Source organism: Enterococcus sp. HY326, assembly GCF_026157065.1.
In the GTDB taxonomy this organism is placed as follows: Bacteria; Bacillota; Bacilli; order Lactobacillales; family Enterococcaceae; genus HY326.
Genome location: NZ_JANLGQ010000008.1, coordinates 42,890 through 69,162, shown reverse-complemented (window position 1 = coordinate 69,162; position 26,273 = coordinate 42,890). Strand labels below are relative to the sequence as shown.

Below are 26,273 nucleotides of genomic sequence, written 5' to 3'. Positions count from 1 at the left end.
ACTTTGAATAAACAGGCAGGTGATATTTAATGAGGCAGATTATGATTCTAACTAAGAATAGCCTAGGTGAGAACTTGCTAAAAGCTATCTTAGAGAAATTAGGCTATGAAGTTTTTTGCTCAGAACAGGTTGTTCACAAACTACTTCAAGGAGAAGGGAAAATCTATTTGTCTTTATTTTACAATGTGATATTTAGTGAAACATTAAGCAATCATGAAGTTCATCAGTTATTGGAATTATCAAAAGATAGGGATGTAAATTTTATTCGCCTTGATTCAGAGAGTATCACTGATGAGATGTGGAGAAACTGGCATTCTCTTGGATTAAAGAAGTGGCTATCGAATGATGTCTCTTTATCACAGTTGAGAGAAGAATTATCTGACCAAAACTTAAGTTTTTCTGATTTAAAAAAATCGAGTTCAACAGCGGATAAAGAAAAAAGTAAACAGGCTGTAAAAAAATTGCTGAACAACTTATCACCAAAGGAAGCAGGTTTATTTGAAATCCTATGTAGAGCCCAAGGTGAAATTATTTTACGAGTTGATGTCTGTGAACAGTTGTGGAAGATAGGTGCAAATCACTCAACATTAACTCAACTATCTCAGTTGATTCAAAGAATTAGAAAAAAGATGGAGCATTTCGGTGTTGATGGCAATCTATTAGAGACTCATTGGCGCAGTGGTTACTCATTATCACAAGATTTTTTTGAAATTTTACCAATTGATTCACAAAAAAAGTTCATCAAAGCAGTTAGTTAAACTAATTTGTGGTTGAGCCTAATAGGCGATGATCTGATTTCAAGTAAATAAATCTTCTGCTTTTTTACTAAAGGTAAGAAGCGATAAAGCTGTGACGGAAAGTATTTACTTCATCGATTAAGAAATAAAAAGACTTCAAATTGTCTTAAGGTGGGGGATTGGATGGGAAGCAATAGCAATGAGAAAACAAAGCGGGCAAATAAACGTACTACCAAGGTAGAAGAAAAAAAAAAGAAAGCTATGCATTCAAGTAATATGCCAAGTCCGAGCAAATCGATAAATAGGACAAAGTCTTCAAATAAATCAAAGTTAGAGAGTTCCGCAAAAACTAAAAATCAAGCAACACCTAAGAAAAAATCACGCAAGCATTCTTCAAAGAAAAAATATCGGGAGATTCCTCCCTCAAAAACTAATAAAGCTTTAAAGGTGTTATGGGATGTTTTGTTCTATGCTTTTCTAATTCTGATTATCGGTGGAGCAATCTTTTTTAATTTTAATGATAGTCCAGATAAATCATTTTTTGGATATCGGTTTATGACTGTATTAACAAACTCAATGGCACCTAATCCAGAGAAGCCGGAACTTACAAATGGTTTTACAAGTGGATCTATCATAATTATTCAGCAGGTTAATCCTGAGACCTTACAAGATGGTGATATTATCACTTTCTATCCAGTACCAGGAAATACTGAATCTTATTTAACTCACCGGGTAGTCGAAACGATGGACAACTTAGATGGTGAAGAAGGATTTTTCATTCAAACCCAAGGGGATGCAAACACAGGCGCTGATATTCCAATTAGTGGTAGCCAAGTAGTGGGAAAAGTAGTTCTTACAATCCCTTTCATTGGCAATTTTCTGAATTTTATTCGAGATAATTTGGTTGTGGTGGCAATTTTCTTAGCTACACTTTTTGGACTATTCGTTACATTGAAATATTACATAGGGTTGGGAAACTATGAAGCTGTACAAGTAAACAAGAAAAAAAGAAAAGTGAGAGCACACCAATAAGAAATAATTGGATGGATATAGAAGTTTTGAAAAAAGTAAAAAGGAGAGCGGACGATGGAAAAATTACGGATGGGAAGCCCGTGATGGGGCTATGTACTCATTTGAAAAATGAAGTGTTTTTAGGTGTGTTCTCTTGCATTGCAAGATTACAAATAAAAAAAGAAAAAGGGGGTTTTTCCAATGAAACGGAAAAACGGAAAAAAGAAAACTGCTATTGTGGCTTCCTCAGTAGCCTTATTAACAGTTTTAGCGGGGACGTTTGCATGGCAATCGTACACAGAATGGGTAAAAAACCATCTGCAATCTAGGGGTTATGAAGAAGGTCGGGTAACGATCGTCGAAAAATTTGATCCTGAAACACCAATTGACGAAGCTGTTAATGGTGAAATTACCAAAGAAGTAAGTGTCGTAAATACTTCAAGTACCGACGCATTTATTCGGGTATCATTTGAAGAAATGCTTCACAAATTGGAAGATACTGCTGCTGGCATGGGTTATGCTAGTGAATCAGCAGCGGAATTCCCAGTAATTATTAATGCAACAGAATATGTAACAACTTACACAGATAAAACTGCAGATTTAGTTATCTATGATACAGTTGGTGGTACTTCGCAAACTGTACCTAGCAATTTAAAATTATATGTGTCTGCTGATGATACGAATGCAGTATTAATCAATGAAAGAACTTTGAAGGTTGCTGAATTACCTACAGACTTTGATTACAACAAAGCTTCTGCAAAAATGCCAGTTCTAAGTGGCTCATTTGACGCAGATACGGCTGTTGTTGCCCAAAAGGTGACTGGTGAAGTAGTCAAAGATGCTGCAGGGAACTATGTTGTTTATCAAACAGCTGCATCTGCTGACCTTGCTCTAGCTTATTGGGGCTATGGTGTTGGTCTGGGTGCTAAAGAAGATGCAGATTGGGCTGGAGCTAATGTAAACGTTCCTAATCCAACAGCACTTTCTCAAGGGACTGTTACACCAGGCGTTTCAACAACATCTGCAATTGCAGGTAGTGATATTTCATTTATTACACCAAACGTAACAACTACTAAACCAACTGCTGGTTCTGCAGCGGCTGCTGATTGGTATTTTGACAGTACTGATGGTTACTTCTACTATACAAAAGTATTGCCATCTGGTTCAACTACATCAGCAACAATGATGGATGCAATTAAGTTCCCAAGTGCTACTGATAGAGAAGACTACAAATTAGCTAGTTACAACTTGTACGTTGGCTTAGAATCTATTCCAGCAGCTCGTAGTGCAGTAACTGCCGCTTCAAATAATGGTGCTTTGATTGGCTCAGTCCAAACTGAAGGAAACAAAACTTGGGTTTCCAATGGTTCAGGTTGGGGATTAACTGATGCACAATTAACAGCTTACTATGAATCGCTTGCAACAGTCGTAGAATAATAAGTACATGAGTTAGGAGGAAGAAAGATATGAAAAAAATGGTTAAACTCATACTTTTTTTCATGGTGTCACTGCTACTTTCATTAGGCTTTGCTGGCCGTGCCCATGCTGAAACCCTTCCTCCTGGCTTTTTAGTTGGTGATGATACAGGGGTTCAAGTCGGGACCGAAGGAGAATACTTCATAGTTAATAATAATGTTACTCCTGGACAGACTTTTTCTCGAACAATAACACTAAGCAATTACTCAACAAGTGACGGAGATTTTGCTTTGAAATTTGTCATGAATCCTAATGATGAAGACCACTTGCAAGAGGTTAATGGTGAGCTAAATCTATTGGAAGTCATCAGTGTCAAATTGACTTATCAAGGGCAAGTTATTTATCAAGGGACAATTGATGGAAATGGAATACCTGTAGCCAATCAAAGACAACAACCGATTGATTTAGGGACTTTAGAAGTTGGAGAGGTTCGTAATATTCAAGCAGATTTTACAGTCAGTGACGAGTATCCAGATACAAGTTGGCGTGAAATAAGTAAGGCTGATTTTTATTGGGTTTTTTTTGCGAATAGAGAACCAAGCTCCACAGTAACTTCTACAACACCTTCACTACCACCAACTGGAAAATTGCCGCAAACTGGGGAAGACTGGCGAAATGTCTTATTAGGAATGGTTGCCGGATTCATTTTAATCGGCATCGCTTTAATTATTTTAAAAAAACGCAAAGATGAGCAACAAAATTAATGTCTTAAGAAATCAATTTGATCTTAGTATTGAATTGATTTCATGAGTGAATCCATCGGATGTCCGGTTCATTGATGAATTCAATTCAAAGGGAGTGGGGAAATGAAAAGGAAGAGTAAAAAGAAACTGAGTTGGGGAGGGTTGTCGCTAAGAAAGAACAAGAAGTTTTTCGGGATTTTTGTTACAGTTTTTTCATTGATTATCCTAGTAAATGCGACATTAGCCTGGTCGAGTTATTCTGAATGGGTAAAAAATCATACCCAGTCTAACCCTGAGTCAGTTTCGGTAAAAGTAACAGAAACTTTCAAGCAAGAAAGTATTTTATCATTTAAAGAAGAAACTGAAAAATCAGTCAAAGTCAAGAACCTCTCCAATCGAAATGCTATTATTCGGGTGCGATTTTATGAGTCTATTTTACCCTTTGAGATGGATATGAACGATGGTGAAGGCAACGGCAATGGAGATATAAAGCTGGTGAAAGATAACGGTGAAACTAAGCTGAGCTTAGATGATTTGTCTACTTGGGAAAGTGGTAACATCCTCGACTCCGGCCTAAAAGATGGCGCTGATTCTCTTTATTATCAAGCTGACAGCCCGGTAATCATAAACCAACTATATACGGGTGAAACTGATCGGAGTAATGCTTCTCGTCCAGTAGCTTTACAGTACTTTAGCTGGAATCTTAATCCGGCCGTTCATAGTGTGCCTCAAAATGCTGTTTCAACACCATATTGGGTTTTTGACGGTGAATATTTTTATTATTCACAAGTCTTAGAAAGTGGAGAGACGACAACAATTGATTTATTACAGTCTGTTATGTTATCAAATACAAGCATTCCTAATCAATACAAACAGGCTCTTTATGATATTGAGATAGAAGCTGAGGGTGTGGAAGCAACTCAATCCGGTCTTCAAACATGGACGAACGACGGTGGCTATTTGACGATGTACCAAGAAGATACAAGATTCAAATAAGGAGGCGAAGAGGTTGAAAATTAAAAAGAAGTGGTTGGTTTCCTTTCTTCTTGGAATGATTTTGATTACATCAATTGCTGCTGCAGTCATTTATGCAGCCACACAGAAGAATGACAGTGTTCATAATAAGCTCTCTGTTCCAACGATAAAAGGAGAGATCGTTGAAACCTTCACACCAAATGAACCGATTGCTGTCGGTGGGACACAGACGAAAGATATTATTATCGAAAATACTGGAAGTACTGGTTTTTTAGTACGAGTAATGGTCTTTCCGGAAATAGAACATCCGAGTATAGATGATGGTCGGTTACCAGCATCTATTGGAAAAGAAGTCTTAATTACTGTGGGAACAAATTGGCAGTATGGAGAAGATGGCTACTACTATTATTTAGGGGAAGTTAGTGCCTTAGGAACGACAACTTCGCTCTTTAATAATATTTCACTAGCAGATAATTTAGGTACAGAATACAATGGTGCAGATTTTGCTATTCAAGTTAAAAGCGAAACGGTGACTGCTGCAAACTACCAATATCGTAAAGCCTGGTTTAATTTGGGCTTGACTGAAACACCACAAGCTGAACCATTGGTAACAATCGATACTGCTTTGGCGACAGTTGTGAATAGTTGATAAGGGTAAAAGAGGGGTGAAGAGTCAAATGAAAAAGATTAAAAAAAATAAAATTTTACGAATCCTATCAGTTATTATTCTGTTTAGTGTAGCTTGTGTCTTATTGATAAAAAGCACTTCGCCAACTGAAACAAAAGCCGGTAATAGTATCGATTTACCACCGGAATTACAGGTAACAAACCTTGATTCATTAGATTTAGCTGATCCGATTGAAGCGACGGATCCGGGGCTGCTTTCTTCGGTTAAATTTATTGATGCGGTAGCACTTTATTTAGGTGGCGGTGCCTTAGATGATCAAGGTGCTGTTTGGATGTGGGGCTACAATATGTACGGTGTTATGGGTATTGATATGGCATGGAATCAAGGGGGGACAAATCGGTATAATGGTGGGATGAAACGTGTACCTTATTTTACCGAAAATAATATTAAGATTAAAAAAATCTGGGGTGCATACCATACAATGTATGCCTTAGCGGAAGATAATAAGATGTATGCTTGGGGCAGAGGCGACAAGGGGAATATGGGTAATAACACTCTTCAATTACACAATAACAAACCAGTAGAGATGACGGGTATGCCAACAGGAGAAGTAGTTGATGAGCTTTATGTTGGGCGAGAGGAAGATCAAGCTGTATACATTAAGATGGAGAGCGGAAATTATTATGCTTTTGGTAGTCGTACCACTTACAGAATTCCCAATAGCTTTTTGCCAAATAACGGGGCGACTGGTCCGGGTGTCACTGGGTCAACTATTTCGATTCCCCAGTACATTGAGCCCTTGTCAACACTAAACAAGTCGGATCCAATAGTTTCATTTTCATTAGGGGGGTCCCATGCTTTAGTTGCGACACAATCGGGAAAAGCATATTCATGGGGATTAAATGGGACAGGTCAATTGGGAATAGGAAGTCTTACATCAGTCTATACTTTAAATGAGATACCTTTCTTTAGTAATAATAATTTGAAAGTGATACAAGTAAGTGCTAATACGGATGATTCTCTTGCTTTAACAGATACCGGAGATGTATATAATTTTGGGTTAATCAAAGCAGACAATAATACTGGGGCTTCAGCGGCCAGTATCATAAGAACACCAACGAAAGTAGAAATTGATTTAACATCCGCCAACTATACACCAATCTTTAAAAAAATTCAGGCTGGTCGATATGCTGAGTTAGCGATTGACCAATACGGTCGTGTTTGGGCATGGGCTTCCAATATGACCTATCAGTACGGATCGGATGGCCCCAGTAAAGGAACTGAAGGGGAAAATCTATTATTCCATTTTGAAAATCCAAACTATGGTAAACTAGCTAAGCGCTTATTACAAGCAACACAGGTATTGACAGTGCTAGGCGATGGAGATACTCAATACGAAACGGGAGGGACAACGGCTAATCCTAATACACCTGTGAAGGCACCAGTATTTAGTGATCTATCTGGGACTAATCAAGTTTATCAACTTGGTCAAACCTTGTCCAAATGGCGTAGTGCCGGCATGTGGTCAAACCAATTGCTACCAGCAGCTGATAGTGGTAATCGCCACCCGACGATTTATGATAAAAGATACTATGAAACAACTGGTGATTTATTGGATATAACATCTGTTGCACCGTCAGACGCTGTAAAAGCGAACTCACATGACAAAGTTTATTTTGTTGATGAGGATGGTAGGAAATTGGTTTATGTCGTTTTACGAACTGGTAATAGTACCTCAACTTATCGCTATAGCGGAAACTTTTATGTCGCGGAGGATAGCTATTCAGGTAGTTGGTTTGTTAATAGATCTGGCATTACTGATTTGAATGCAAGTACAGCTAGTAGCAGTCTTCCTACTGGTGTTACCAACGAAACTGCATTACCAAAGGTTAAAGAAGATGAACGTGGTTGGATTGAGGCTGTGACTGATGGAGAAGCCAATGATTTTACTGGTACTCAAAACGCAGCAGCTCCATATGCGGATAAAATTTATACTTATCAATCTTATGTCATGATTCTCGATAAATCTGGTAATCTTTATCGTTCAGCCTTAGATGGTTCTGGAACTATTGCTTGGGGTTGGGATTATATGCCACAGTATGAGTGGAACGGTGCTTCTCATTTTTATAGCGATGGAAATGGCTTGCAAGCCCGGCACGCTGTAGACGGACTATTTGATATGTATACTTACGAATTGATGTTTATGCGGGGAGCACCGCGAATTAACCCGACAACAACAGACATCAAAAGTCCGATTCGTAAGATTTATAAATCAGAGTCTCAAGAGAGTCAAAAACAAAACACCGACGTCAGAATCACTTTGGGAACAGCAGTGGTCAATGACCAACTAAATATTACGATTGAGCCAGAATTGACTCAGGCAAAGTATATTAAGATTCCATTCGACCCTAATGATATTAACTCTACAATCACTGAGCCGACTCAACAGCAATTTGAAGCAGCGTATAATGATGGAACTAATGGCTATGAAAAGGGTGATTTGATTACCTTAAATGGATGGACGGCAGATGATTTAATCAATAAGAGTCCAGATACAAGTAAACGCCTATCAGACAATCAGCACATTGTAGTAACCGATAATTGTGTGTTATGGGTGATGACCGTTACCCATGGATATTCAGACGATACAGCCAATATCTCTCGAAAAGTCTATGACAATTATTATACAAATACAATTGTTTACCATGATGGAGTAAATGTAGATCTGCCTAATGAAGAAATTTATGCTGCGACAGAGAAATACATTGTTAAAACGGCCGAAAGTAAAGACTCTGACGATGAAGACATGACGGTTTATGGTCTACCTTTGGATAAAAATGGCGCTGTTATCGTCAATCCAACTTTTGGATATGATGAAGTAGCTATACGAGCTTTTGAATCCGGTGATCCAGAATATACCCAGTATATTGATGGTTGGTATTTACTAGATAGTAATTTGACGCCTGTAAAGTATTCATTAGATAGTATTGATTATCTTTTAGCGAACAAATTTACGCATACCTTTGATTATGAAAGAGATCCAAATGGTTGGGTAACTATCAATTATAAAGGTCGCTTGAATGGTTCTTCAATTGATATCACACCATACACAATGGATGGTATTGCAGGAAATGAAGGGATATCTGGTAATCAAGAAACGGTTAAAAAATCAAATGCAGGTACTACGATTACTGTGTCTAGAGTTCCAGTAGATGTGCCTAGCGCTACGCCGCTTAACTTTACAGTTGATGGCGGGAGTCCACAAAATTTTACAGATAAAAAAATTGTATTTAACACAATATCTGACCGAAATATCAGCACGATGGAAGTTATCATTTATTATAGTCAAGCTGAATTATTCCTTCGACAAGTAATTTCTAGTCAAAATAATGAGATAGTTGTTCCAAGTCAAGGATACTTCACTTTAGAAAATACCGATGGAACCGATTCTGGCAAAGAATATAATATGTTAGTGAATTCAGGTACTGGGGAGGCAATCGGGTTTAAACGGGTACAGCTCCAAACAGAAACAGGAAAAGATTTATTTACGATTAATCCGATTCTACCAGAAATGTATCAATATTACGGCTATCGTATCTCTGCTACTGAAGAAAGTCATGCTGCTGCTACACTAGAAAGTGCACCAGCTACAGTTTCTGTAGACTTTAGTGCTGGTAGTAAATACTACGTGACGATTTATATTGAGCCGACTATTGCCAATAGTGCCGACATTCCATTTTATAATTGGGATTACAAAATGAATACCTTTGGAAAAATTACTGCACCTTAAATAATTTAAAACTAATGAAGCGCCTAAATCTCTAATTGAGTCATCAAGTTGGAATTTAGGTGCTTTTAACGATGAACTATTTTCCTAATTTCCAATAGTAATCTATTGATTTATCCGCCCATATTCAAAATTCAACAAATCTTTAACTAGCCCATCAAAATTTTCTTTATGCCAATTGAGAGAGGCCAGACCAGATTTTTTAGTATCCCATATCAATAAGACTAATGAAGTGTATGACACTGAGTTTTTCTTGTGATACTTTGTATGTCATTTCTTCACCATTACAAGGTTACTAGTCAAAGTCTTATTGAATTTATCCGTACATAGAGAAATTTGCATGCTATCTTAGGGCTGGCTTTTATAAATCTGTCTTTTGAGGCGTAAAGTCTATGGCTTGGTAACCGACTGAGACAAACACTAATTGGTCTTCGCATGGTTGCAGGATAAAATAATTCTTTACTTCAAAGAGGTTGAGTAGGTCATCACTGAGGTTTTTTGATTGAAGTTGAAAAAATTTTCGACCTTCTTTTGGATGAGTCTGAATTCTTTTAGCTCGTTGCTTATTATTTTTGTTCATTTCTCTATTTGCCGTAGAAAATTTAGCTTGGAGATTATGGGGAAAGTTGATTTGTCATAAATAGTTCTTCAACTATCATTTTTGGAGCAGAGTCTCCTTCCATGATATAATAGAAGAAAAGGGGTGGAGGCTATGCAAGGAACAGATATTTTATTACTGGTTGTTTTCTTGGCTACGTTCATAGCTGCGGTGCAATTGCTGCGGGGCAAGTGGCTGATGCTGATTGCTGGCTATAATACTGCGGGGAAAGATGAGCGGGAAAAAATAAATGGTCGAAATTTGGGGAAATTGATGGCTGCAATGTTATTTTTCTCGGACTTCATAATACTAGGGACGCGCTTTTTAGACTTTAATGAAAATGTTTCGGCGATTGTGTTGACGATTGTTGTCTTTATTTGTATTGTGTTTGCTAATGTCTCACCTATATTTAAAAATTAAATGTAATGAAAGCTAGTGCTGCTTGAATTTTGAGCAGCGTTTATTTTTTGAATAAAGCTGTGTGCCTGAAAGAGTGATTCACCCTTTCACCCCCAAAAATTCTGATTTCTGTGTTAGAATGGGGGTGAAATTAAAATGCGGAGGTTCATATGGGAAAGAAATACCACGATTCAAGATTGAAGCTGTTTAGTTTAAATTCCAATCAGCCATTGGCGGAAAAAATTGCCAAGGTTTTTGGAACCGAGTTAGGCAAATGTCGTGTGCAGCAGTTTAGTGATGGTGAAATTGCCATCAACATTGAAGAGAGTGTTCGGGGGCATCATGTTTACCTGATTCAATCAACTAATGCGCCGGTGAATGATCACTATTTGGAATTGTTGATTATGATTGATGCGCTGAAGCGGGCGAGTGCAAAAACAATTAATATTATTTTGCCTTATTACGGCTATGCGCGACAGGATCGAACTGCTCGTCCCCATGAACCCATCACGGCTAAGTTAGTGGCTAACCTATTAGAAGAAGCTGGGGCAACTCGCTTGCTGACGCTGGATTTGCATACAGTTCAAGTGCAAGGTTTCTTTGATATTCCGGTGGATAATTTATTTACGATGCCATTGTTTGCCGATTATTATCGAGATAAGGGGCTGTATGGTGATGACGTGGTTGTCGTTTCTCCGAAAAATAGTGGCGTGCAGCGGGCTCGCAGTTTATCAGATTATTTGGATTCAACACTTTCAATTGTCGATCAGTATGAAGAAGATGGTGAGCTGACCGGTTATGTCATCGGAAATGTGGCTGGAAAGAAAGCAATTTTAGTCGATGATATTTTAAATACTGGCGAGACGTTGGCGGCAGCTGCCAAAATTTTAAAAGAAGCCGGTGCGATTGAGGTCTATGCATGCTCTTCCCATGGCTTGCTCTCTCCACCTGCTAAAGAGGTACTGGAAAATTCAGAAATTGAAGATATTTGTATTACCGATTCAGTTTATACTCCTGATGAACGCCATCCCAAAAATTTAACGATTATTTCCTGTTCAGAATTGATGGGCGAGGGGATTAAACGGATTCATGAAAATCGTCCGATGAGCCCATTGTTTAGAAGAAATAAATAAAATTTTGAAATGCTAGAGTCTTTTTGGCTTTAGCATTTTTCTTTCTTTATAGTAGCCATGAAAAATATGCTATACTAAAAGATAAAATTTTACTGGAAAACTAGCTAGAGTAGCGGGATCTGCTTTTAAATTTAAAAAAGTGAAGGTGTAACATGAAGGAAAAAAATAAAGGTTTGTTATTTGGAATCAGTGCTTATGTCTTGTGGGGAATTATTCCGTTGTATTGGCGGCTGTTGCCGACAGTCAATTCGTTTGATATTTTATGTTATCGGATTGTTTGGTCCTTTATTTTCATGCTGATTTTATTGGTTACCACTGGTAAATGGCAACAATTTTTACAGGAGTGTCGAGAGCTGTGGCAGGACAAGAAAAAATTAGGCTTGATTGCGCTAGCGGCAGTCTTAATTACGATAAATTGGGGCGTTTTTATCTGGAGCGTCAGCATCGGCAAGGTGACTGAGGCGAGTTTGGGTTATTATATGAATCCATTGGTCAATGTTTTGTTGGCAACTATTTTTTTGAAGGAGCCTTTGAGTCGCAGCGGTAAAATTGCCTGTGGCTTAGCGCTGCTAGGGGTATTGTTATTGACTCTTGAAACAGGGACATTACCAGTCCCTTCTCTAGTGATGGCTTTTGCCTTTAGCTTTTATGGGCTGATTAAAAAAGGTGTTAAACTCAGCTCAGCTTCTGGGCTAACCATTGAGACGATGATTATTTTTCCCTTTGCGCTGCTGTATCTATTTTTTGTCTCGGATGCGGGCTTTATGAGCTATCCGACTTCTATTAATTTATTGTTGGCTGGGGCGGGAATTGTTACGGCGATTCCCTTGTTACTTTTTGCTGAGGCGGCTAAGAAAATTTCGTATATTTTGTTAGGTTTTATTCAATATATTAATCCAACCATGATGCTGCTGATGGCTATCCTCCTCTTTCACGAGCCTTACACAGCAGAACAATTTGTAGCATTTGGTTTTATCTGGGCAGGGATTGCCGTCTTTATGTATGGCAATTTAGGCGGCTATTTAAAGGAAAAACGCTTTGTCAAAAAAGAAATGCAGTAGCGGCTAAAAAAAGCAGAGCAACTATCTATAAGCAGTACAATTTTTACAACTGGATAGAAAAGCAGCTTTACTAGGTAAAAAATAACCCCTGTGCTAAAATGTTTCTAGAATTTTTAAGAGGTGATAAACAATGAGCAGAATGTATTTTGACCACGCCGCCACGACACCAATGGCTCCTGAGGTCATTGACGCAGTGACGCAGGTGATGAAAGAAGTCTTTGGCAATCCCTCTAGCATTCATCAATTTGGTCGGCAAGCTCACGAATATTTAGAAAATGCCCGGCAGACGATTGCCAGTTCGCTGCAGGTGAAGCCCCATGAAATTATTTTTAATAGCGGCGGTACGGAAGGTGATAACACGGCCATCATTGAGACAGCTTTAGCACGACAAAATTTTGGGAAACATTTAATCACAACGGCGATTGAACATCCAGCTGTTTTAAATACTATGAAATATTTGGAGACATTGGGATTTGAAGTGACGTATTTGCCGGTTGACCAAAAAGGTAACCTTGCTGTAGCTGATTTTCAAAAAGCACTGCGGGAAGATACGATTCTTGTTTCGATTATGTACGTCAACAATGAGACGGGAAATATTTTACCGATTCCAGAAATTGGTGCCATTTTAAAACATCATCCAGCTTATTTTCACGCTGATGCAGTTCAGGCTTATGGACTACTGGAAATTAATCCCCACGAAATCGGAATTGATTTATTAAGTGTTTCGGCCCATAAGTTTAATGGTCCAAAGGGTGTCGGATTTTTATTTAAAACAGATGCCATTCAGCTGCCGCCCTTTTTGCATGGCGGCGAGCAGGAAGAAAAACGACGGGCTGGCACAGAAAATCTAGCTGGCATTGTCGGCATGAGTCAAGCTGTTTCTTTGTTGAAAGCTACCGACAAAAATAGTAAGCGAGCTGAATTCCAACAATTTCAAACTGTTTTGCTTAAACAGTTGGAAGCAGCCGGCATCCCGTTTGAAATCAACGGGGATGTTGAACAGGCAACCCATCATGTTTTGAATCTGCGTTTTCCTGGTGTTAGAAATGATTTGTTGCTGATGAAATTAGATTTGCAGGGAATTGCTATTTCAACCGGCTCTGCCTGCACGGCGGGCACCGTTGATCCTTCCCATGTGTTAGAAGCAATGTACGGCAAGGGAAATCCTACGATTAAAGAATCTGTTAGAATCAGTTTTGGCAGTGATAATACCTTAGCTGAAGTCGAGGAATTGGCAGCAAAACTAATAGCAATTCTTACGAAAAAATAACTTGAAATCAGTAATACAGCTAGAAAAAGACGCATAAGTTCTTTATAATAGAGGATGACTAATTAATCGAGGTGAACAAAATGGCTTTTACAGAGACAGCAACAGTTGAAGGAGCATCAGTTCTTTACAAACTGAATCCTGAAGCAAAGCGTTATACGTTAAGAGATAACGGATTTACTGAAACTAAATCCGGCAATTACCAAATGATTCGCAGCTTAGACGCAACTCCTCAAAGTAAAGAAGGATTTCGTCTGAAGATTACTGTGGCTAAAGATTTGGAAACTTTTAAAATGTCCATCACTACCGCTAACGGACTAAAAGCAGTTAATATTTTTAAAGACAATCAGCATGTGATGAGTCAAGAAAAATTCTACTTTTTAATGGACGGCATGATTAGCCGTGGACTTTTTGAAAAAGTAGCAGCATAATCGCAAAAAAAGCGAGGCCATAGGTCAAAAATAAAAATAGCAAAGCTGTTGGCTTGGATAAAGCCGCCGAAGGGATTGTTTTACTACAATTGTCAGTAGGTGACAAACAGCGTGTTACTTTTTATTTTGAATGACCTATGGCCTAGTTTTATCTTATAAGCAGGTGAAATATGAAAAAATTTTTTATTGCAGACACCCATTTTTTCCACGAGCGTTTACTTGGCAGTAGCGACTTTGCCCCGCGGCCTTATGAATCAATCGAAGAGATGCATCAAGTGATGATTGCCAGCTGGAATGCTGTGGTGACTGAAAAAGACACCGTTTATCATCTCGGAGATGTGGCGATGCATCCCGATTATGATAAGGGGAGCCAAGATATTTTAGACATTTTAAGGCAATTGCAGGGGAAAATAGTCTTTATCAAAGGCAATCATGATAGCCGGAATTTTTTTAACTTTTTAGACACCCATGATCCGAAATTAGCTAACGGTGAAGCAAAATTTGCTTTTGAAGATGTGGGGGCCATCGTGAAGTTTAATCATCATCAATATTATTTGACCCACTATCCAATGCTGCTGGGACAAACTGTTAATATTCGCAATCTTCACGGACATATTCACCATTACAGTGTCCCGATTGCTGATGATATAAATGTTGGCGTCGATGCACCAGAACGGGATTTTCTAAGCCAACCGATTCCTTTTGGTACACCGTTGACAGAAAATCAAATAGATGAAATTGCAGAGAAAAAAGCTCAGGAATTAGCAAAAATTCGAGACGCCGGCGTATAGAGCTAGCTTGTTGCCAAAAAGACTTGTCAGCTGTGGCAATCATCGTTATAATTTTTTGATAACGAGAGGGTGGTTAGATGGAACTTACAATTAGAATTGCAACACCAGCTGATGCTGAAAAAATCGTAGCTATTTATGAATATTATGTAAAAGAAACACCAATCACCTTTGAATACGAGGTACCCAGTGTGGCTGAGTTCAGCCAAAGAATTGCCACAACTTTAGAACGCTATCCTTATTTGGTAGCAGAAATTGATGGAGAAATTATCGGCTATGCTTATGCCGGAGTCTACAAAGGTAGAGTGGCTTATGATTGGACGGTGGAGGTCACCGTTTATGTCAGCCATAAAACTAACGTTAAAGGTGTAGGAACAGCGTTGTATGAAGGCTTAGAAACTTATCTATTGCAACAGCATGTCGTAAATTTAACAGCCTGCATTACTGGAGGCAATCAACGAAGTGTCGGCTTTCATGAAAAATTTGGCTACCAGGAAGTCGCCAACTTCCACCATGTTGGCTATAAATTTGATCAGTGGCATGATGTGCTATGGATGCAAAAAGTTTTAACAGAAGTGCCAACTGTCCCTGCGCCATTTGTCCCGTTTGCAGAAGTCGTCAAGAAATGAGGGTTTTTTTATGACAGTCGCCCAGCAGGATTTTGATTATTATCAGCGGACGATTCAGGAAATGTATCAAAATTATTATTGGAAACGGATTGCAATCACTTTAATAGCCTTCGTGCTGATTTTACTGTATACGATTATTTTTCGGGAAAGTTTAATCCTCAATGCTGTGCTGTTAATCGGTCTGGCGGCAATCGCTGTTTATCTATTTAATGCCAAACAGAAATTTTCTGAAGTCTTTGAAAATTTTTTGGCGGAAAACACACCAGATTTAAAAATTCAAACTATCCAAGAAGATGAGTATGCTTATAATGTCATGGAAAATGGTGAGCAGGTCATTCGTGTCAATAAAAACGGGGTGAGAAATCTACCCTCCAGTGAAAAGCAATACACGATGATGGTCGGTTTTGCGAAGACTTTTTTCAGTCAAGAACCATTGCAGATCATTTACTACGACATGCTGGAAATTACTTATGAAGAAAAATTTCGCTTGAAGCGCAACGGTTACAATTCAATGCCCCGTTTTTTACGACGCTTTTCTTTTAGTAATCTGAAGGCCGGCGTGGGAAATATTTTCAGCTTTGTACTGGGAAATATTTTTGTTTTATTTATCGTTTTTCGTTTAGTTCGCTATATTATTGCGATGTTTCGCAATTTTTTATAATAAAGTTTAAGAAAACCTGAGGAATGCTGAGTAGATCAGACTTCCTTAGGTTTTTTGAACTCCCTCAAACCAATGCCCAAAGTTCTCTCATTTTACTTGTCATTGGCGGTGTGATTTTATTGTTTGTCATAGTCGTTTTTGTTAAGAGAAGGGCTGCAAAAAAATAAACAATATTCAAAAAGGCTGAGACCTTGATAAAAAATGGTGAAAAAATCGGCAGAAAAGTATCTGCTGAGAAAAACAAATGCCGCAGTCTTATTTTTTAGAAAACCTTGATATATCGGTTTGTCAATTAGCTTTGACAGGCTTTTTCTGTTGCTTTTCCAGATTTTTTGAACGGGGCTTGATACAATAAAGGTGGAGGTGAGGAACGTGGATTTTGGGACACGTTTAAAAAGTTTGCGACAAGAACAACAGTTAACACAAGAGGAGCTGGCGCAGCAATTATTTGTCAGTCGTCAATCCGTATCCAATTGGGAAAATAATAAAGGCCAACCGGATTTAGAAAACTTAATTTTGATTAGCGAATTGTTTGGTACTAATCTTAATGACCTGATTCAGCCCGGTAAGTCGAGTAATAATCCAGAAGTCAGTCATGGCCGACCGGTGGGACAAGTCTTTGCCATTATCCAGATAGTTTGGAGTTTGCTGATGGTTGCGACAGAAATTATTTTTGTGGATCGTGGCATCCGTCTATTTATCTTTTTTTGCTACTGCATTGGCGGGGCTTTGATTCAAGGTATTTATCTCCGGAAAACTAAACGACTGCAAAATATCGTTACCCAAGGAGAAGATGCCTTTGATATTGGTATTTTTGTCTTTGCCGGTTTTTGGGTAGGTCTGCTGCTGGTATTTGGTCTTTTAGCAGCCAATAGCTAAGAAAAGAGGAAGTGTTATGAAGGGTTTAATTATTACTTTATCACGGCAAGCGAATAATAGCATCATGTGGACGATGCAAGATCAATTTGTCCTGCCACGGCTGAAAAATTACTTAGAGTTGGAATACCCTCAGTATGAGTGGGAGGAAAAACCGTTTTATGAAGTGGATGCTGACGTTTTAGCCGATTATCAAATTGCCGCCCTCTCCCGTTTAGCGGAACCAAAACGGGGACAAGTAATGGCGATGAAGCCAGGTATGGAAATTGTTGAGATTCCTCCTGAAGAAGCAGTCTCGCAGATGGCTTTTCGTGGGGACGTGCTGTTTAAAACTTCCGGCTATTTGTTAGCTGAGGGGCCTAAGCTCAAACAAAAGGGGCAGCCAACACAGACGGAGCATTTTCACTATCAAAATTTGCAACAGCTGATGCGGGACTATCCTTATATTTATTGGGAAGTCTCGGATTTTGAAAGTATTAAAGAAATTTTGCGGAATAAGCCAACCTTGACTGTCGGCTTGGCACCAGCCGCCTACGCCTATAACAAATATTTTTCAGTTGAATTTCCTGAAGCGAAAATCATTAAGATTGCGCCGAAAGCCTTGAGCCGACCGCCGAAAATCTATGACAAAATAATGGCTTTGACCTTAGTGGTAACGTTGCTCTTAATGGGCCTCTTAGTTCTTTTTACGTAAAATGCTGACGGACAGCCTTTAGTCATTCTTAATGAAAAATTCAACAAAACAGTGTATAATACGATTCACTGAAAAGTTGCGACCTTCAAATCGTAGAGCTTCAGAATCTAATTGAAATGATGGTGATCAAATGATGGACAACAGCAAAACGAAAGTTGTCGTCGGGATGAGCGGCGGTGTCGATTCATCCGTAACAGCACTTTTGCTGAAGGAACAAGGCTATGATGTTGTGGGTATTTTTATGAAGAACTGGGACGACACCGATGAAAATGGTGTCTGCACGGCAACGGAAGATTATAAAGACGTTGCGAAAGTTGCAGCGCAAATCGGTATTCCCTATTATTCAGTCAATTTTGAAAAGGAATACTGGGACCGAGTTTTTGAATATTTCTTGGCGGAATATCGGGCTGGCCGCACGCCGAATCCTGACGTGATGTGCAACAAAGAAATTAAATTTAAAGCCTTTTTAGATTATGCTTTAGAATTAGGGGCGGATTATGTGGCGACGGGCCACTATGCTCAAGTCACTCGTGATGCAGATGGCACAACTCATATGTTGAGGGGTGTTGATAACAATAAAGATCAAACTTATTTCTTAAGCCAACTCTCTCAAGAACAATTGGCGAAGACGATGTTTCCTTTAGGGGGCATGGAAAAGCCGCAGGTTAGAGAAATTGCGGAAAAAGCTGGCCTAGCAACTGCCAAGAAAAAAGATTCAACAGGAGTCTGCTTTATCGGCGAAAAGAATTTTAAAGAATTTTTAAGTAATTATTTGCCAGCTAAAAAAGGCAACATGGTGACCTTGGAAGGCGAAATCAAAGGACAACATGACGGTTTAATGTATTATACGATTGGCCAACGTCAAGGCTTAGGCATTGGCGGCGGTGGTGATTCACAAGAGCCTTGGTTTGTGGTGGGCAAAGATTTAGCCACCAATACTTTATATGTTGGTCAAGGCTTCCATCATCCAGCATTATATGCAACTAGCTTGGATGCGAGTGAAATCCATTTTACTACAAATATTGACAGAGCAACGGAATTTAAATGCACGGCAAAATTCCGCTATCGTCAACAAGATGTGCCGGTAACGGTGCAATTATTAGAAAATAATCAAGCACGGGTCATTTTTGACGAACCTGTGAGAGCGATCACACCAGGCCAAGCCGTCGTTTTTTACGACGGAATGGAATGTTTAGGCGGCGGCTTAATTGACCATGCCTATCAAGAAAGCAAAGTTTTACAATATATTTAAAAGGGATCTGAGAGTTTGAAAGACTCTCAGGTTTTTTTGCTTAATTTGACAAAAAAAGCTCATTTTTTGAAACAACTGACGTTTTTTTACAAGCTTCTTTCCTTGCAAGTTTTCAGTAAAGTGAATAGAATGAAGATATCAAGAAATGAAGGGAAGCGAACAACGTGTACCAAGTAGTAAAAATGTATGGGGACAATGAGCCTTGGTGGTTCTTTGAGGACTGGCAAGATTCCATCACCGATCAGTACATATTCTCATCCCTTGAAGAAGCCATTGACTGTTACCGCACACTTTGGTTACAATTAAGACCAGAGTTTAACTATATGAACGCCAAAAATAATTTTTTAGTAGCCTTTTGGAATGATGGAGACGAACGCTGGTGCGAAGAGTGTGATGACGACCTGCAGCAATATCAAGGGCTGGCTTTACTGAAGGATTATCAAGCGGTGACAGCAGAGAGTGGAGTCGAGTTATATGAAACAACTAATTCTAGCGGAAAAACCAAGTGTTGCAAAGGATTTAAGCAAGGTGCTTGGAGCTAATCAAAAACATAAAAATTATTACGAAGGACCCAAGGTAATTGTTACTTGGGCCCTTGGTCATTTATTGGGCTTAAAAATGCCTGAAGACATTAATAAAGAATGGCAGACGTGGCAAATGGAAACTTTGCCGATGATTCCTAAAAATTTAGGGATTAAGCCGTTACCAAAAACCGGTCATCAACTACGAGCAATCAAAGAATTGGCCAATCGCAAAGATGTTAGCGAGGCCGTGATTGCGACAGATGCCGGACGAGAAGGCGAGTTAGTCGCCCGTTGGATTTTAGAATATGTCCGATTTAATAAACCGGTCAAACGTTTATGGATTTCTTCTCAAACGGACAAAGCGATTAAAGAAGGCTTCCGTCAATTAAAACCAGCCAAGGCTTATGATAATTTATATGAGTCCGCTTTGGCGCGGGCTCAAGCAGACTGGTTAGTCGGCTTGAATGTGACCCGAGCTTTAACGGTTAAATACAATGATAGTTTATCAGCCGGTCGCGTCCAAACACCGACCTTGGCTTTAGTGCGGGAGCAGGAAAAGAAAATTGAAAAGTTCCGTCCGCAAACTTATTTTTCGATTGATTTGCAAATCGGCGAGGAAAAAGGCCGTCTGCAGCAAAAAAATCCGATGGCCTTGACTGAGCGCAGTGACGCCGAAAAATTAGTTGCTGTATTAAGTAAGAGCAAGGCTAAAGTAATTAAAATCAACGATAAAACCAAATCAGAACCAGCGCCTTTACCCTATGACTTAACGGAGATGCAACGGGAGGCCAATCAACGCTTCGGCTATTCAGCGAAAAAGACTTTGTCATTAGTCCAAAGCTTATATGAATTTCATAAAATTGTGACGTATCCGAGAACCGATAGCAAATATTTAACTCAGGATATGAAAGCGACAATGAAGGAACGCCTGCAGGGAATTAGCGGCGCATACCCCGAGGCCCGCAGCATTTTAAAAAATGGTGGAAAAGTGCTGCAAGTCAGAGTCTTTAATGATGCAAAAGTCAGTGATCACCACGCCCTTTTACCAACGGAGCAGGCTCCTCGTTTTGAAAAATTAAGTACCGACGAGCAAAGAATTTATCAGCTGATTGTGGAGCGTTTCTTAGGTCTCTTTGCTGAAAATCATATCACCAAGCAGCGGACAATTACGGTCAAGCAAGGCGAGCAAGAATTTTTATTCCGCCAAAGTGTTGTGGAGCAAGCCGGCTGGAAAACAGCAGAAGCGAAAGTTTCTGCTCAAGCTGTAAACTGGCAGGAAGGTGCTACACTGGTTGGTCAGCTGCTGATTAATAAAGAGCTGACAGCACCGCCTAAGCCGTTGACGGAAGGTACCTTGCTGGCGGCGATGGAAAAATATAGCCTGGGAACTCCTGCCACCAGAGCTGAGATTATTGAAAAATTAATTAAATCTGAATTGATGGAGCGCAATGCAAATCAGTTACAGGTGTCACCAAAAGGGAAGCAGCTGCTGACTTTAGTTAATCCTTCTTTGGTCACCCCGGATTTAACGGCGACTTGGGAACGGGAATTAGAAAAAATTGCCCATGGCCAAACTTCAGAAAAGCAATTTATCGCAGAAATTCAAAAGGAAACGAAAAAATTAGTCTTTGAAATTAAAGATAGCCAAAATACGTATCAAGATTTTTCTGTCACCCAGAAGAAATGTCCCGATTGTGGCGAGCTTTTACGGGAGAAAAATACCCGTGATGGTAAAATATACCTCTGCAATAATTGCGGCTACCGACGTCGCAAAGATCCGAAAATGTCCAATCATCGCTGCCCGCAATGTCACCGCAAGATGGAAATCATTGAAGGCAAAAATGGCGCCTTTTTCCGTTGCAAATATGACGGTACCACGGAAAAAATGTTGGATAAAAAAGAGCGCAATAAAAAAATGACTAAACATGAAGAACGACGTCTAGTGAAAAAATATGCCCAAGCCGAAGAACCGCAGGAAAGTCCGTTAGCAGCGGCTTTAAAAGCCGCGATGGAAAAGAACGATTAGGAGAGAGTTATGATGGAGGATTGTGAGCTTTTAAAAATAATTGGTCAAGAGATTATGATTGAAATTGATCGGCCGTTAGGGAGTAAGCATCCTCGATTTCCTGAACATCTTTATCCAATTAATTATGGTTTTGTCCCGGGAATTATCGGTGGTGACGGTGCTGAACAGGATGTCTATCTTTTAGGTGTCGCTGAGCCGGTTAAAAAAGCTCAAGGCAAAGTGATTGCCGTTATTCAAAGATTAGACGATGTTGAAACCAAGTGGGTAGCAGCACCAGCAGGACAAAATTTTACTAGAGAAGAAATTGAGGCCGCCGTTGACTTCCAAGAAAAATATTTTGACAGCCGAATTTTGCTGAAGGAAGATTGAATTGGTTTTGAACAAATTTGATTTATTAAAGTGAACTTTCCGTTAGATTGCGAACTAGCAATTTAGCGGTTTTTTTTTTGAAAAAGCGGAAAATGTTTTTTTAACTATTTTAAGTGAAGAAAATCACAAAAAGCCTTGTCAGATGTTTACTGCCTTGTTAAGATAGGTCTAGCTTGAAAAAGTAAAAAAGTTTGAGGGTGAAGGAATGAAGAAAAAAGTTTTAGCAAGTGTAATGGGATTACTGTCTGTGATGTTATTTACAACGGGATGTAATGCAGATCAGGATACAGCGGGATACGGTCAAGAGACGCAAGCCAGTACAACGGCAGCGTCGACAACTGCATCATCAGCAGAGGCGACTTCTGGAGCATCAGAAAATGGTGATGAGTACGCAGATTTAAGCGAATTAGCTGACAAGTATGATGTGATTATCGTGGGCGCTGGCGGTGCTGGGATGACAGCGGCGATTGAAGCCAAAGATGCTGGCATGAATCCCGTGATTTTTGAAAAATTACCAGTAGCTGGCGGCAACACTGTCAAAGCTTCTGCGGGAATGAACGCTTCTGAATCAAAATTTGAAGCAGAGCAAGGCGTTGAAGATAGCAACGATTTATTTTTTGAAGAAACCTTAAAGGGCGGCGGCGGTACCAACGACCAAGAATTATTACGCTATTTTGTCGATCATTCAGCAGACGCTATCGATTGGTTAGATCAAAACGGCATTGTTTTGGACAATTTAACTACGACTGGTGGCATGAGTGTTACAAGAACTCATCGGCCAAGCGACGGCTCAGCTGTTGGTGAATATTTAGTTGATGGCCTCTTAAGAAATATCGGCGAACGGGAAATTCCAATCTTTGTGAACGCCGATGTCACAGCTATCAGTCAAAGCGATGGCACAGTTGATGGAGTAACAGTCGTCTTTAATCAAGATGAAGAAAAAGAAATTGCTGCAGACGCTGTAATTGTAACAACGGGAGGCTTTGGTGCTAATCAAGAAATGATTCAAGAATATCGTCCTGACCTAGAAGGGTATGTTTCCACCAATTCAGAAGGTAGTACAGGTGATGGCATCACCATGATTACTGAATTAGGCGGAGCAACTGTCGATTTGGATCAAATTCAAATTCATCCGACAGTTCAGCAAAAAGATGGCTACTTAATTACAGAAGCTGTGCGGGGCGAAGGCGCTATTTTAGTAAACCAAGCAGGGGATCGCTTCTTTAATGAATTGGAAACCCGCGATAAGGTGTCTCAAGCGATTATCGATTTACCCGAACAATCTGCTTATTTAGTTTTTGATGATAGTTTGCGGGACCGGGTGAAGGCCATTGATTTTTATGATCAACAGGGCTTTGTCGAAACTGGTCAAACGATTGCAGAATTAGCTGAAAAGATTGATGTACCGGCAGATGAATTACAAAAGACGCTAGACACTTGGAATCAAAGTGTCGCTAGTCAAAGTGATCCTGAATTCAACCGGACAACCGGGATGACGGAAGCTTTAGCTACAGCACCTTATTATGCGATTAAAATTGCACCGGGTATTCACCATACAATGGGCGGTGTCAAAATTAATACTGAGACGCAGGTCTTAAAAGAAGATGGCGCGGCAATTACCGGCTTGTATGCAGCCGGTGAAGTAACCGGCGGCTTGCATGGACAAAACCGAATCGGTGGAAATGCAGTGGCGGATATTGTCATCTTTGGTCGGCAAGCAGGCATTCAAAGCGCCGCTTACGTTGCCGGTTTAGCATAGAATCTAGACTTATTTTTGAATAACATTAGAGGGAACAAGCTGCAGCTAGCAACTTGTTCCCTCTTTTTTTGATTTTTGAATTAGTGGGAGGATGCAAAAAAACTTACAGAAGTAATATCAAATGATAGGACATCTTTTTCTTTGTCCTACGAATGCACTAGAGAAAAAATTATATGAAACGGAATCACGAGGCTACCACAATTCATTTTGTCACTTTTGTTAAATCTTATTCAGAAAACTTTATTTCTGTAACAACTTGTGGCTCAGCCGTTTTTTATTTACTATAAAATAAAGGCCAAAGCAATATAAAAATAACTCCAACGGGCATCTTTTTTAGCGGCTAGATAAATCAAGCCGGCAATCAGAGAAAAAGCCATCGTATACAAACCGCCGCTGATTCCTTGTAAAAAGAAATGAATGCTCCCCCAGGTTATAGCTAGAAAAATTCCGCCAGTGGGCAACCAAGTTGGCAAGTGAAAGCGTCGGTCGAAAAATTCTTGAGCAAAGCTGATGGTGATAAGAATTAAAAGAGACTCAACAAGGTAATAGATAATCCGAGAAAGATAAGGGCCAATTTGTCGATTGGCCTCACCAGTAAACTCCATCCACGGTTTGAAGCCGCCAAAGCCGATTGTCGTCAGTAAAATAATTCCGCAAACGCAGATAATCAAAAAGAGCTGAGTCTGATTGTTAAGCTTGGCTTTAATCCTAAAAATATCAAAGTCAAATTTCATTTTAGCCAAATAAAACAAAGCTGTAGCTGCAATCAGCCACAGGAGAGCTGTCAGCAGGTTGCTGGCTCCTGTTGAAAGTTTGAAAATTAGCCCTTGAAAAAGTTCTAAACTAAATGCAGCAAAACCATATAAGGCTAGCCATAAGAATTCAATTGCCGGGATTTGTCGTTTTTGAGCCATAAGTGAACGTCCTTTTTCCCACTATTATAACAAAGAAAGACTTATTTTGAATATTTATTTATAAAACGATATTTTTTTATTTTTTGTGACTAAATTAGAAGGATGAAGCTGGAATGAATTTAAATTCCTTTTTATAATAAACTGGAGAGTATTACAGGAGGTGGTCTTATGTTTAAAATCGGTGAATTTTCAAAACTGACTCAAGTCTCAATTCGGATGTTGCGGTATTACGATGAAAATGAACTACTCACACCGGCACGGATTGATCCCCAAACCAATTATCGACTATACAGCGCTCAGCAGATTCCCCGACTAAATAAAATTATTTTTCTCAAGGATTTAGGCTTTACGGTAGCTGAAATCAGCACAGCCTTAAAAAAGTGGCAGGGAGAAGATATAATCAACCTCCTGCAGCAACGACGAGAGCTGATTGAAAATCAAATTCTTTTAGAGCAGGAAAAATTGGCGAAGATTGCTTTGGCGGAAAAGGACATTTTAACAGAAAAAATTAAAATCCATTACAATGTCACCATAAAAACGATTCCTCAGTATCAAGTAATCTCTTTGAGGCGGATAGTGAAGGATTATTTTCAAGAGGGATATCTTTGGAAGGAATTGGGTCAATCCCTTGAACCCAAACAACTGAAGCTAGCCAAAGAAAGTTTTTCTATCTATCATGATCCGGAATATAAAACAAGTGATGTTGATATCGAGGTCTGTCTGGTGCTAGCTGAGACTAAGAATTTAACAGTATCAGCACCTTTTACCTTACGAGAGGTTGCCGCTGAACCTTTGATGGCCTCCACACTGGTCTATGGTCCTTTTGAAAATATCAATGATGCGTTTTTGGCTTTTGCGAGTTGGTTAGAGGAACATCCACAATACCAAATGGGAACTTACAACCGGCAGATTGTCCATCGTGGGCCTTGGGAGGAGGATAATCCAGAAAATTATTTAACTGAGATTCAAATTCCTATTCGAGAACGTCAGTAAACGAACTTAAACTGGCTTCTGCATAAAAAATAAGCTGCTGCTTGACTCTCACATGGTGTCAGCCTCTAAACTGGTTTTACCATAGAAGAGGAGGAAATCATTATGAATTTTCAAGTAGAAGCAATCGGGAAGATTAGCAATCGACCTGATGAAATGGCCCTACACATTGATCAAAAATATCTTTCAGGTTTACAAGGTTTGGCTGGTTTTAGTCATCTCGCAGTTATTTGGTGGTTCAGTGATTTTGATACTGAAGCAGCTCGGGCAACATTGGAAGTACCTCAACCTTATCGGAATGCTCCAGACGTGATGGGAATTTTCGCCACTCGCTCACCAGTGCGACCTAATCCTCTAGCTTTAACGATGGTGGAGGTTTTAGACATTGATTACGAGAAGGGGATGATTTACATTCCTTATATTGATGCCAACGATGATTCTCCACTATTGGATATCAAGCCTTACACACCAAGTGCTGATCGGATTGAAGAGCCTAAAGTCCCAGCTTGGTGTCAACATTGGCCGCAGAGTTATGAGACTTCCGGTGATTTTGATTGGGAAGCTGAATTTTTATTTTAAATTTATGCAAAAGAAAAGCCGAGGGA

At 39.5% G+C, this 26,273-nt stretch carries 26 protein-coding genes; 25 read left to right on the top strand and 1 reads right to left on the bottom strand.

Annotated elements, in window-relative coordinates:
- Nucleotides 1-41 precede the first annotated feature (41 nt).
- The 23 genes from ORH16_RS16875 to ORH16_RS16770 all read left to right on the top strand — a co-directional run bounded on the left by ORH16_RS16875 (nt 42) and on the right by ORH16_RS16770 (nt 23,764).
- The gene (locus tag ORH16_RS16875; protein ID WP_265460064.1) at nt 42-758 is read left to right on the top strand and encodes a winged helix-turn-helix domain-containing protein; all 717 of its coding nucleotides are present in this window, start codon (nt 42-44) and stop codon (nt 756-758) included.
- 162 nt (nt 759-920) lie between these two features.
- Nucleotides 921-1,769 carry a signal peptidase I gene (locus ORH16_RS16870; RefSeq protein ID WP_265460063.1) on the top strand — a complete coding sequence of 283 codons (849 nt, stop codon included), beginning with the start codon at nt 921-923 and terminating at the stop codon, nt 1,767-1,769.
- Between the two features lie 180 nt (nt 1,770-1,949).
- Nucleotides 1,950-3,185, top strand: a complete 1,236-nt coding sequence (locus ORH16_RS16865) for a hypothetical protein (RefSeq protein WP_265460062.1) — start codon at nt 1,950-1,952, stop codon at nt 3,183-3,185.
- A 29-nt stretch (nt 3,186-3,214) separates the two neighbouring features.
- The gene (locus ORH16_RS16860) at nt 3,215-3,928 is read left to right on the top strand and encodes an LPXTG cell wall anchor domain-containing protein (protein ID WP_265460061.1); all 714 of its coding nucleotides are present in this window, start codon (nt 3,215-3,217) and stop codon (nt 3,926-3,928) included.
- A gap of 102 nt (nt 3,929-4,030) precedes the next feature.
- Nucleotides 4,031-4,903: a hypothetical protein gene (locus ORH16_RS16855; protein ID WP_265460060.1), complete on the top strand. Its 873-nt coding sequence runs from the start codon at nt 4,031-4,033 to the stop codon at nt 4,901-4,903.
- 13 nt (nt 4,904-4,916) lie between these two features.
- Entirely contained in the window at nt 4,917-5,531 is a 615-nt protein-coding gene (locus ORH16_RS16850; protein ID WP_265460059.1) for a hypothetical protein, read from the top strand.
- 28 nt (nt 5,532-5,559) lie between these two features.
- The gene (locus tag ORH16_RS16845; protein WP_265460057.1) at nt 5,560-9,300 is read left to right on the top strand and encodes an RCC1 domain-containing protein; all 3,741 of its coding nucleotides are present in this window, start codon (nt 5,560-5,562) and stop codon (nt 9,298-9,300) included.
- 709 nt (nt 9,301-10,009) lie between these two features.
- On the top strand, nt 10,010-10,315 hold the full coding sequence (locus ORH16_RS16840) for a DUF3784 domain-containing protein (protein WP_265460056.1): 306 nt from the start codon (nt 10,010-10,012) through the stop codon (nt 10,313-10,315).
- A 149-nt stretch (nt 10,316-10,464) separates the two neighbouring features.
- Nucleotides 10,465-11,427, top strand: coding sequence for a ribose-phosphate diphosphokinase (locus tag ORH16_RS16835; protein WP_265460055.1), 963 nt, complete (start codon nt 10,465-10,467; stop codon nt 11,425-11,427).
- Nucleotides 11,428-11,579: 152 nt separating this feature from the next.
- Complete coding sequence (rarD, locus tag ORH16_RS16830; protein ID WP_265460054.1) at nt 11,580-12,488, top strand: EamA family transporter RarD; 909 nt, start codon at nt 11,580-11,582, stop codon at nt 12,486-12,488.
- A gap of 130 nt (nt 12,489-12,618) precedes the next feature.
- On the top strand, nt 12,619-13,758 hold the full coding sequence (locus ORH16_RS16825; RefSeq protein ID WP_265460053.1) for a cysteine desulfurase family protein: 1,140 nt from the start codon (nt 12,619-12,621) through the stop codon (nt 13,756-13,758).
- Nucleotides 13,759-13,838: 80 nt separating this feature from the next.
- Nucleotides 13,839-14,186: a DUF1831 domain-containing protein gene (locus ORH16_RS16820; RefSeq protein WP_265460052.1), complete on the top strand. Its 348-nt coding sequence runs from the start codon at nt 13,839-13,841 to the stop codon at nt 14,184-14,186.
- A 170-nt stretch (nt 14,187-14,356) separates the two neighbouring features.
- Entirely contained in the window at nt 14,357-14,977 is a 621-nt protein-coding gene (locus ORH16_RS16815; protein WP_265460051.1) for a metallophosphoesterase, read from the top strand.
- 77 nt (nt 14,978-15,054) lie between these two features.
- A complete protein-coding gene (locus tag ORH16_RS16810; RefSeq protein WP_265460050.1) occupies nt 15,055-15,603 on the top strand; it encodes a GNAT family N-acetyltransferase in 549 nt (182 codons plus the stop codon).
- Nucleotides 15,604-15,613: 10 nt separating this feature from the next.
- Nucleotides 15,614-16,264: a hypothetical protein gene (locus ORH16_RS16805; protein WP_265460049.1), complete on the top strand. Its 651-nt coding sequence runs from the start codon at nt 15,614-15,616 to the stop codon at nt 16,262-16,264.
- A 23-nt stretch (nt 16,265-16,287) separates the two neighbouring features.
- On the top strand, nt 16,288-16,431 hold the full coding sequence (locus ORH16_RS18985; RefSeq protein WP_416207876.1) for an LPXTG cell wall anchor domain-containing protein: 144 nt from the start codon (nt 16,288-16,290) through the stop codon (nt 16,429-16,431).
- Between the two features lie 205 nt (nt 16,432-16,636).
- The gene (locus ORH16_RS16800) at nt 16,637-17,143 is read left to right on the top strand and encodes a helix-turn-helix domain-containing protein (protein WP_265460048.1); all 507 of its coding nucleotides are present in this window, start codon (nt 16,637-16,639) and stop codon (nt 17,141-17,143) included.
- A gap of 16 nt (nt 17,144-17,159) precedes the next feature.
- Entirely contained in the window at nt 17,160-17,834 is a 675-nt protein-coding gene (locus ORH16_RS16795; RefSeq protein ID WP_265460047.1) for a hypothetical protein, read from the top strand.
- Between the two features lie 130 nt (nt 17,835-17,964).
- A complete protein-coding gene (gene mnmA / locus ORH16_RS16790; protein WP_265460046.1) occupies nt 17,965-19,086 on the top strand; it encodes a tRNA 2-thiouridine(34) synthase MnmA in 1,122 nt (373 codons plus the stop codon).
- Nucleotides 19,087-19,250: 164 nt separating this feature from the next.
- Nucleotides 19,251-19,628, top strand: coding sequence for a DUF1033 family protein (locus ORH16_RS16785; RefSeq protein ID WP_265460045.1), 378 nt, complete (start codon nt 19,251-19,253; stop codon nt 19,626-19,628).
- Entirely contained in the window at nt 19,561-21,636 is a 2,076-nt protein-coding gene (locus ORH16_RS16780; protein ID WP_265460044.1) for a DNA topoisomerase 3, read from the top strand. The genes ORH16_RS16785 and ORH16_RS16780 overlap by 68 nt, the downstream gene beginning before the upstream one ends.
- Nucleotides 21,637-21,645: 9 nt before the next feature.
- The gene (locus ORH16_RS16775; RefSeq protein WP_265460043.1) at nt 21,646-22,005 is read left to right on the top strand and encodes an inorganic diphosphatase; all 360 of its coding nucleotides are present in this window, start codon (nt 21,646-21,648) and stop codon (nt 22,003-22,005) included.
- A 205-nt stretch (nt 22,006-22,210) separates the two neighbouring features.
- Nucleotides 22,211-23,764 (top strand): flavocytochrome c, encoded by a 1,554-nt coding sequence (locus ORH16_RS16770; RefSeq protein ID WP_265460042.1) that lies wholly within the window; start codon nt 22,211-22,213, stop codon nt 23,762-23,764.
- Between the two features lie 281 nt (nt 23,765-24,045).
- Here the strand turns inward: ORH16_RS16770 and ORH16_RS16765 are convergent, their stop codons facing one another.
- On the bottom strand, nt 24,046-24,678 hold the full coding sequence (locus ORH16_RS16765; RefSeq protein WP_265460041.1) for a hypothetical protein: 633 nt from the start codon (nt 24,676-24,678) through the stop codon (nt 24,046-24,048).
- Between the two features lie 168 nt (nt 24,679-24,846).
- On the opposite strand from ORH16_RS16765, the gene ORH16_RS16760 reads away from it, so the two are divergent.
- A complete protein-coding gene (locus tag ORH16_RS16760) occupies nt 24,847-25,671 on the top strand; it encodes a MerR family transcriptional regulator (protein ID WP_265460040.1) in 825 nt (274 codons plus the stop codon).
- Between the two features lie 102 nt (nt 25,672-25,773).
- Nucleotides 25,774-26,247: an SAM-dependent methyltransferase gene (locus ORH16_RS16755; protein ID WP_265460039.1), complete on the top strand. Its 474-nt coding sequence runs from the start codon at nt 25,774-25,776 to the stop codon at nt 26,245-26,247.
- The last annotated feature ends 26 nt before the right edge of the window (nt 26,248-26,273 follow it).

Excerpts from the sequence above, each read along its gene's own strand:
- ORH16_RS16875 (WP_265460064.1), top strand. The coding sequence starts at position 42 with ATGATTCTAACTAAGAATAGCCTAGGTGAGAACTTGCTAAAAGCTATC.
- ORH16_RS16755 (WP_265460039.1), top strand. The coding sequence starts at position 25,774 with ATGAATTTTCAAGTAGAAGCAATCGGGAAGATTAGCAATCGACCTGAT.
- ORH16_RS16770 (WP_265460042.1), top strand. The coding sequence starts at position 22,211 with ATGAAGAAAAAAGTTTTAGCAAGTGTAATGGGATTACTGTCTGTGATG.
- ORH16_RS16825 (WP_265460053.1), top strand. The coding sequence starts at position 12,619 with ATGAGCAGAATGTATTTTGACCACGCCGCCACGACACCAATGGCTCCT.
- ORH16_RS16775 (WP_265460043.1), top strand. The coding sequence starts at position 21,646 with ATGATGGAGGATTGTGAGCTTTTAAAAATAATTGGTCAAGAGATTATG.
- ORH16_RS16810 (WP_265460050.1), top strand. The coding sequence starts at position 15,055 with ATGGAACTTACAATTAGAATTGCAACACCAGCTGATGCTGAAAAAATC.
- ORH16_RS18985 (WP_416207876.1), top strand. The coding sequence starts at position 16,288 with ATGCTGAGTAGATCAGACTTCCTTAGGTTTTTTGAACTCCCTCAAACC.
- ORH16_RS16815 (WP_265460051.1), top strand. The coding sequence starts at position 14,357 with ATGAAAAAATTTTTTATTGCAGACACCCATTTTTTCCACGAGCGTTTA.
- ORH16_RS16855 (WP_265460060.1), top strand. The coding sequence starts at position 4,031 with ATGAAAAGGAAGAGTAAAAAGAAACTGAGTTGGGGAGGGTTGTCGCTA.
- ORH16_RS16805 (WP_265460049.1), top strand. The coding sequence starts at position 15,614 with ATGACAGTCGCCCAGCAGGATTTTGATTATTATCAGCGGACGATTCAG.
- ORH16_RS16865 (WP_265460062.1), top strand. The coding sequence starts at position 1,950 with ATGAAACGGAAAAACGGAAAAAAGAAAACTGCTATTGTGGCTTCCTCA.
- ORH16_RS16780 (WP_265460044.1), top strand. The coding sequence starts at position 19,561 with ATGAAACAACTAATTCTAGCGGAAAAACCAAGTGTTGCAAAGGATTTA.
- ORH16_RS16870 (WP_265460063.1), top strand. The coding sequence starts at position 921 with ATGGGAAGCAATAGCAATGAGAAAACAAAGCGGGCAAATAAACGTACT.
- ORH16_RS16760 (WP_265460040.1), top strand. The coding sequence starts at position 24,847 with ATGTTTAAAATCGGTGAATTTTCAAAACTGACTCAAGTCTCAATTCGG.
- ORH16_RS16835 (WP_265460055.1), top strand. The coding sequence starts at position 10,465 with ATGGGAAAGAAATACCACGATTCAAGATTGAAGCTGTTTAGTTTAAAT.
- ORH16_RS16765 (WP_265460041.1), bottom strand. The coding sequence starts at position 24,678 with ATGGCTCAAAAACGACAAATCCCGGCAATTGAATTCTTATGGCTAGCC.
- ORH16_RS16845 (WP_265460057.1), top strand. The coding sequence starts at position 5,560 with ATGAAAAAGATTAAAAAAAATAAAATTTTACGAATCCTATCAGTTATT.
- ORH16_RS16795 (WP_265460047.1), top strand. The coding sequence starts at position 17,160 with ATGAAGGGTTTAATTATTACTTTATCACGGCAAGCGAATAATAGCATC.
- rarD (WP_265460054.1), top strand. The coding sequence starts at position 11,580 with ATGAAGGAAAAAAATAAAGGTTTGTTATTTGGAATCAGTGCTTATGTC.
- ORH16_RS16820 (WP_265460052.1), top strand. The coding sequence starts at position 13,839 with ATGGCTTTTACAGAGACAGCAACAGTTGAAGGAGCATCAGTTCTTTAC.
- ORH16_RS16840 (WP_265460056.1), top strand. The coding sequence starts at position 10,010 with ATGCAAGGAACAGATATTTTATTACTGGTTGTTTTCTTGGCTACGTTC.
- ORH16_RS16860 (WP_265460061.1), top strand. The coding sequence starts at position 3,215 with ATGAAAAAAATGGTTAAACTCATACTTTTTTTCATGGTGTCACTGCTA.
- mnmA (WP_265460046.1), top strand. The coding sequence starts at position 17,965 with ATGATGGACAACAGCAAAACGAAAGTTGTCGTCGGGATGAGCGGCGGT.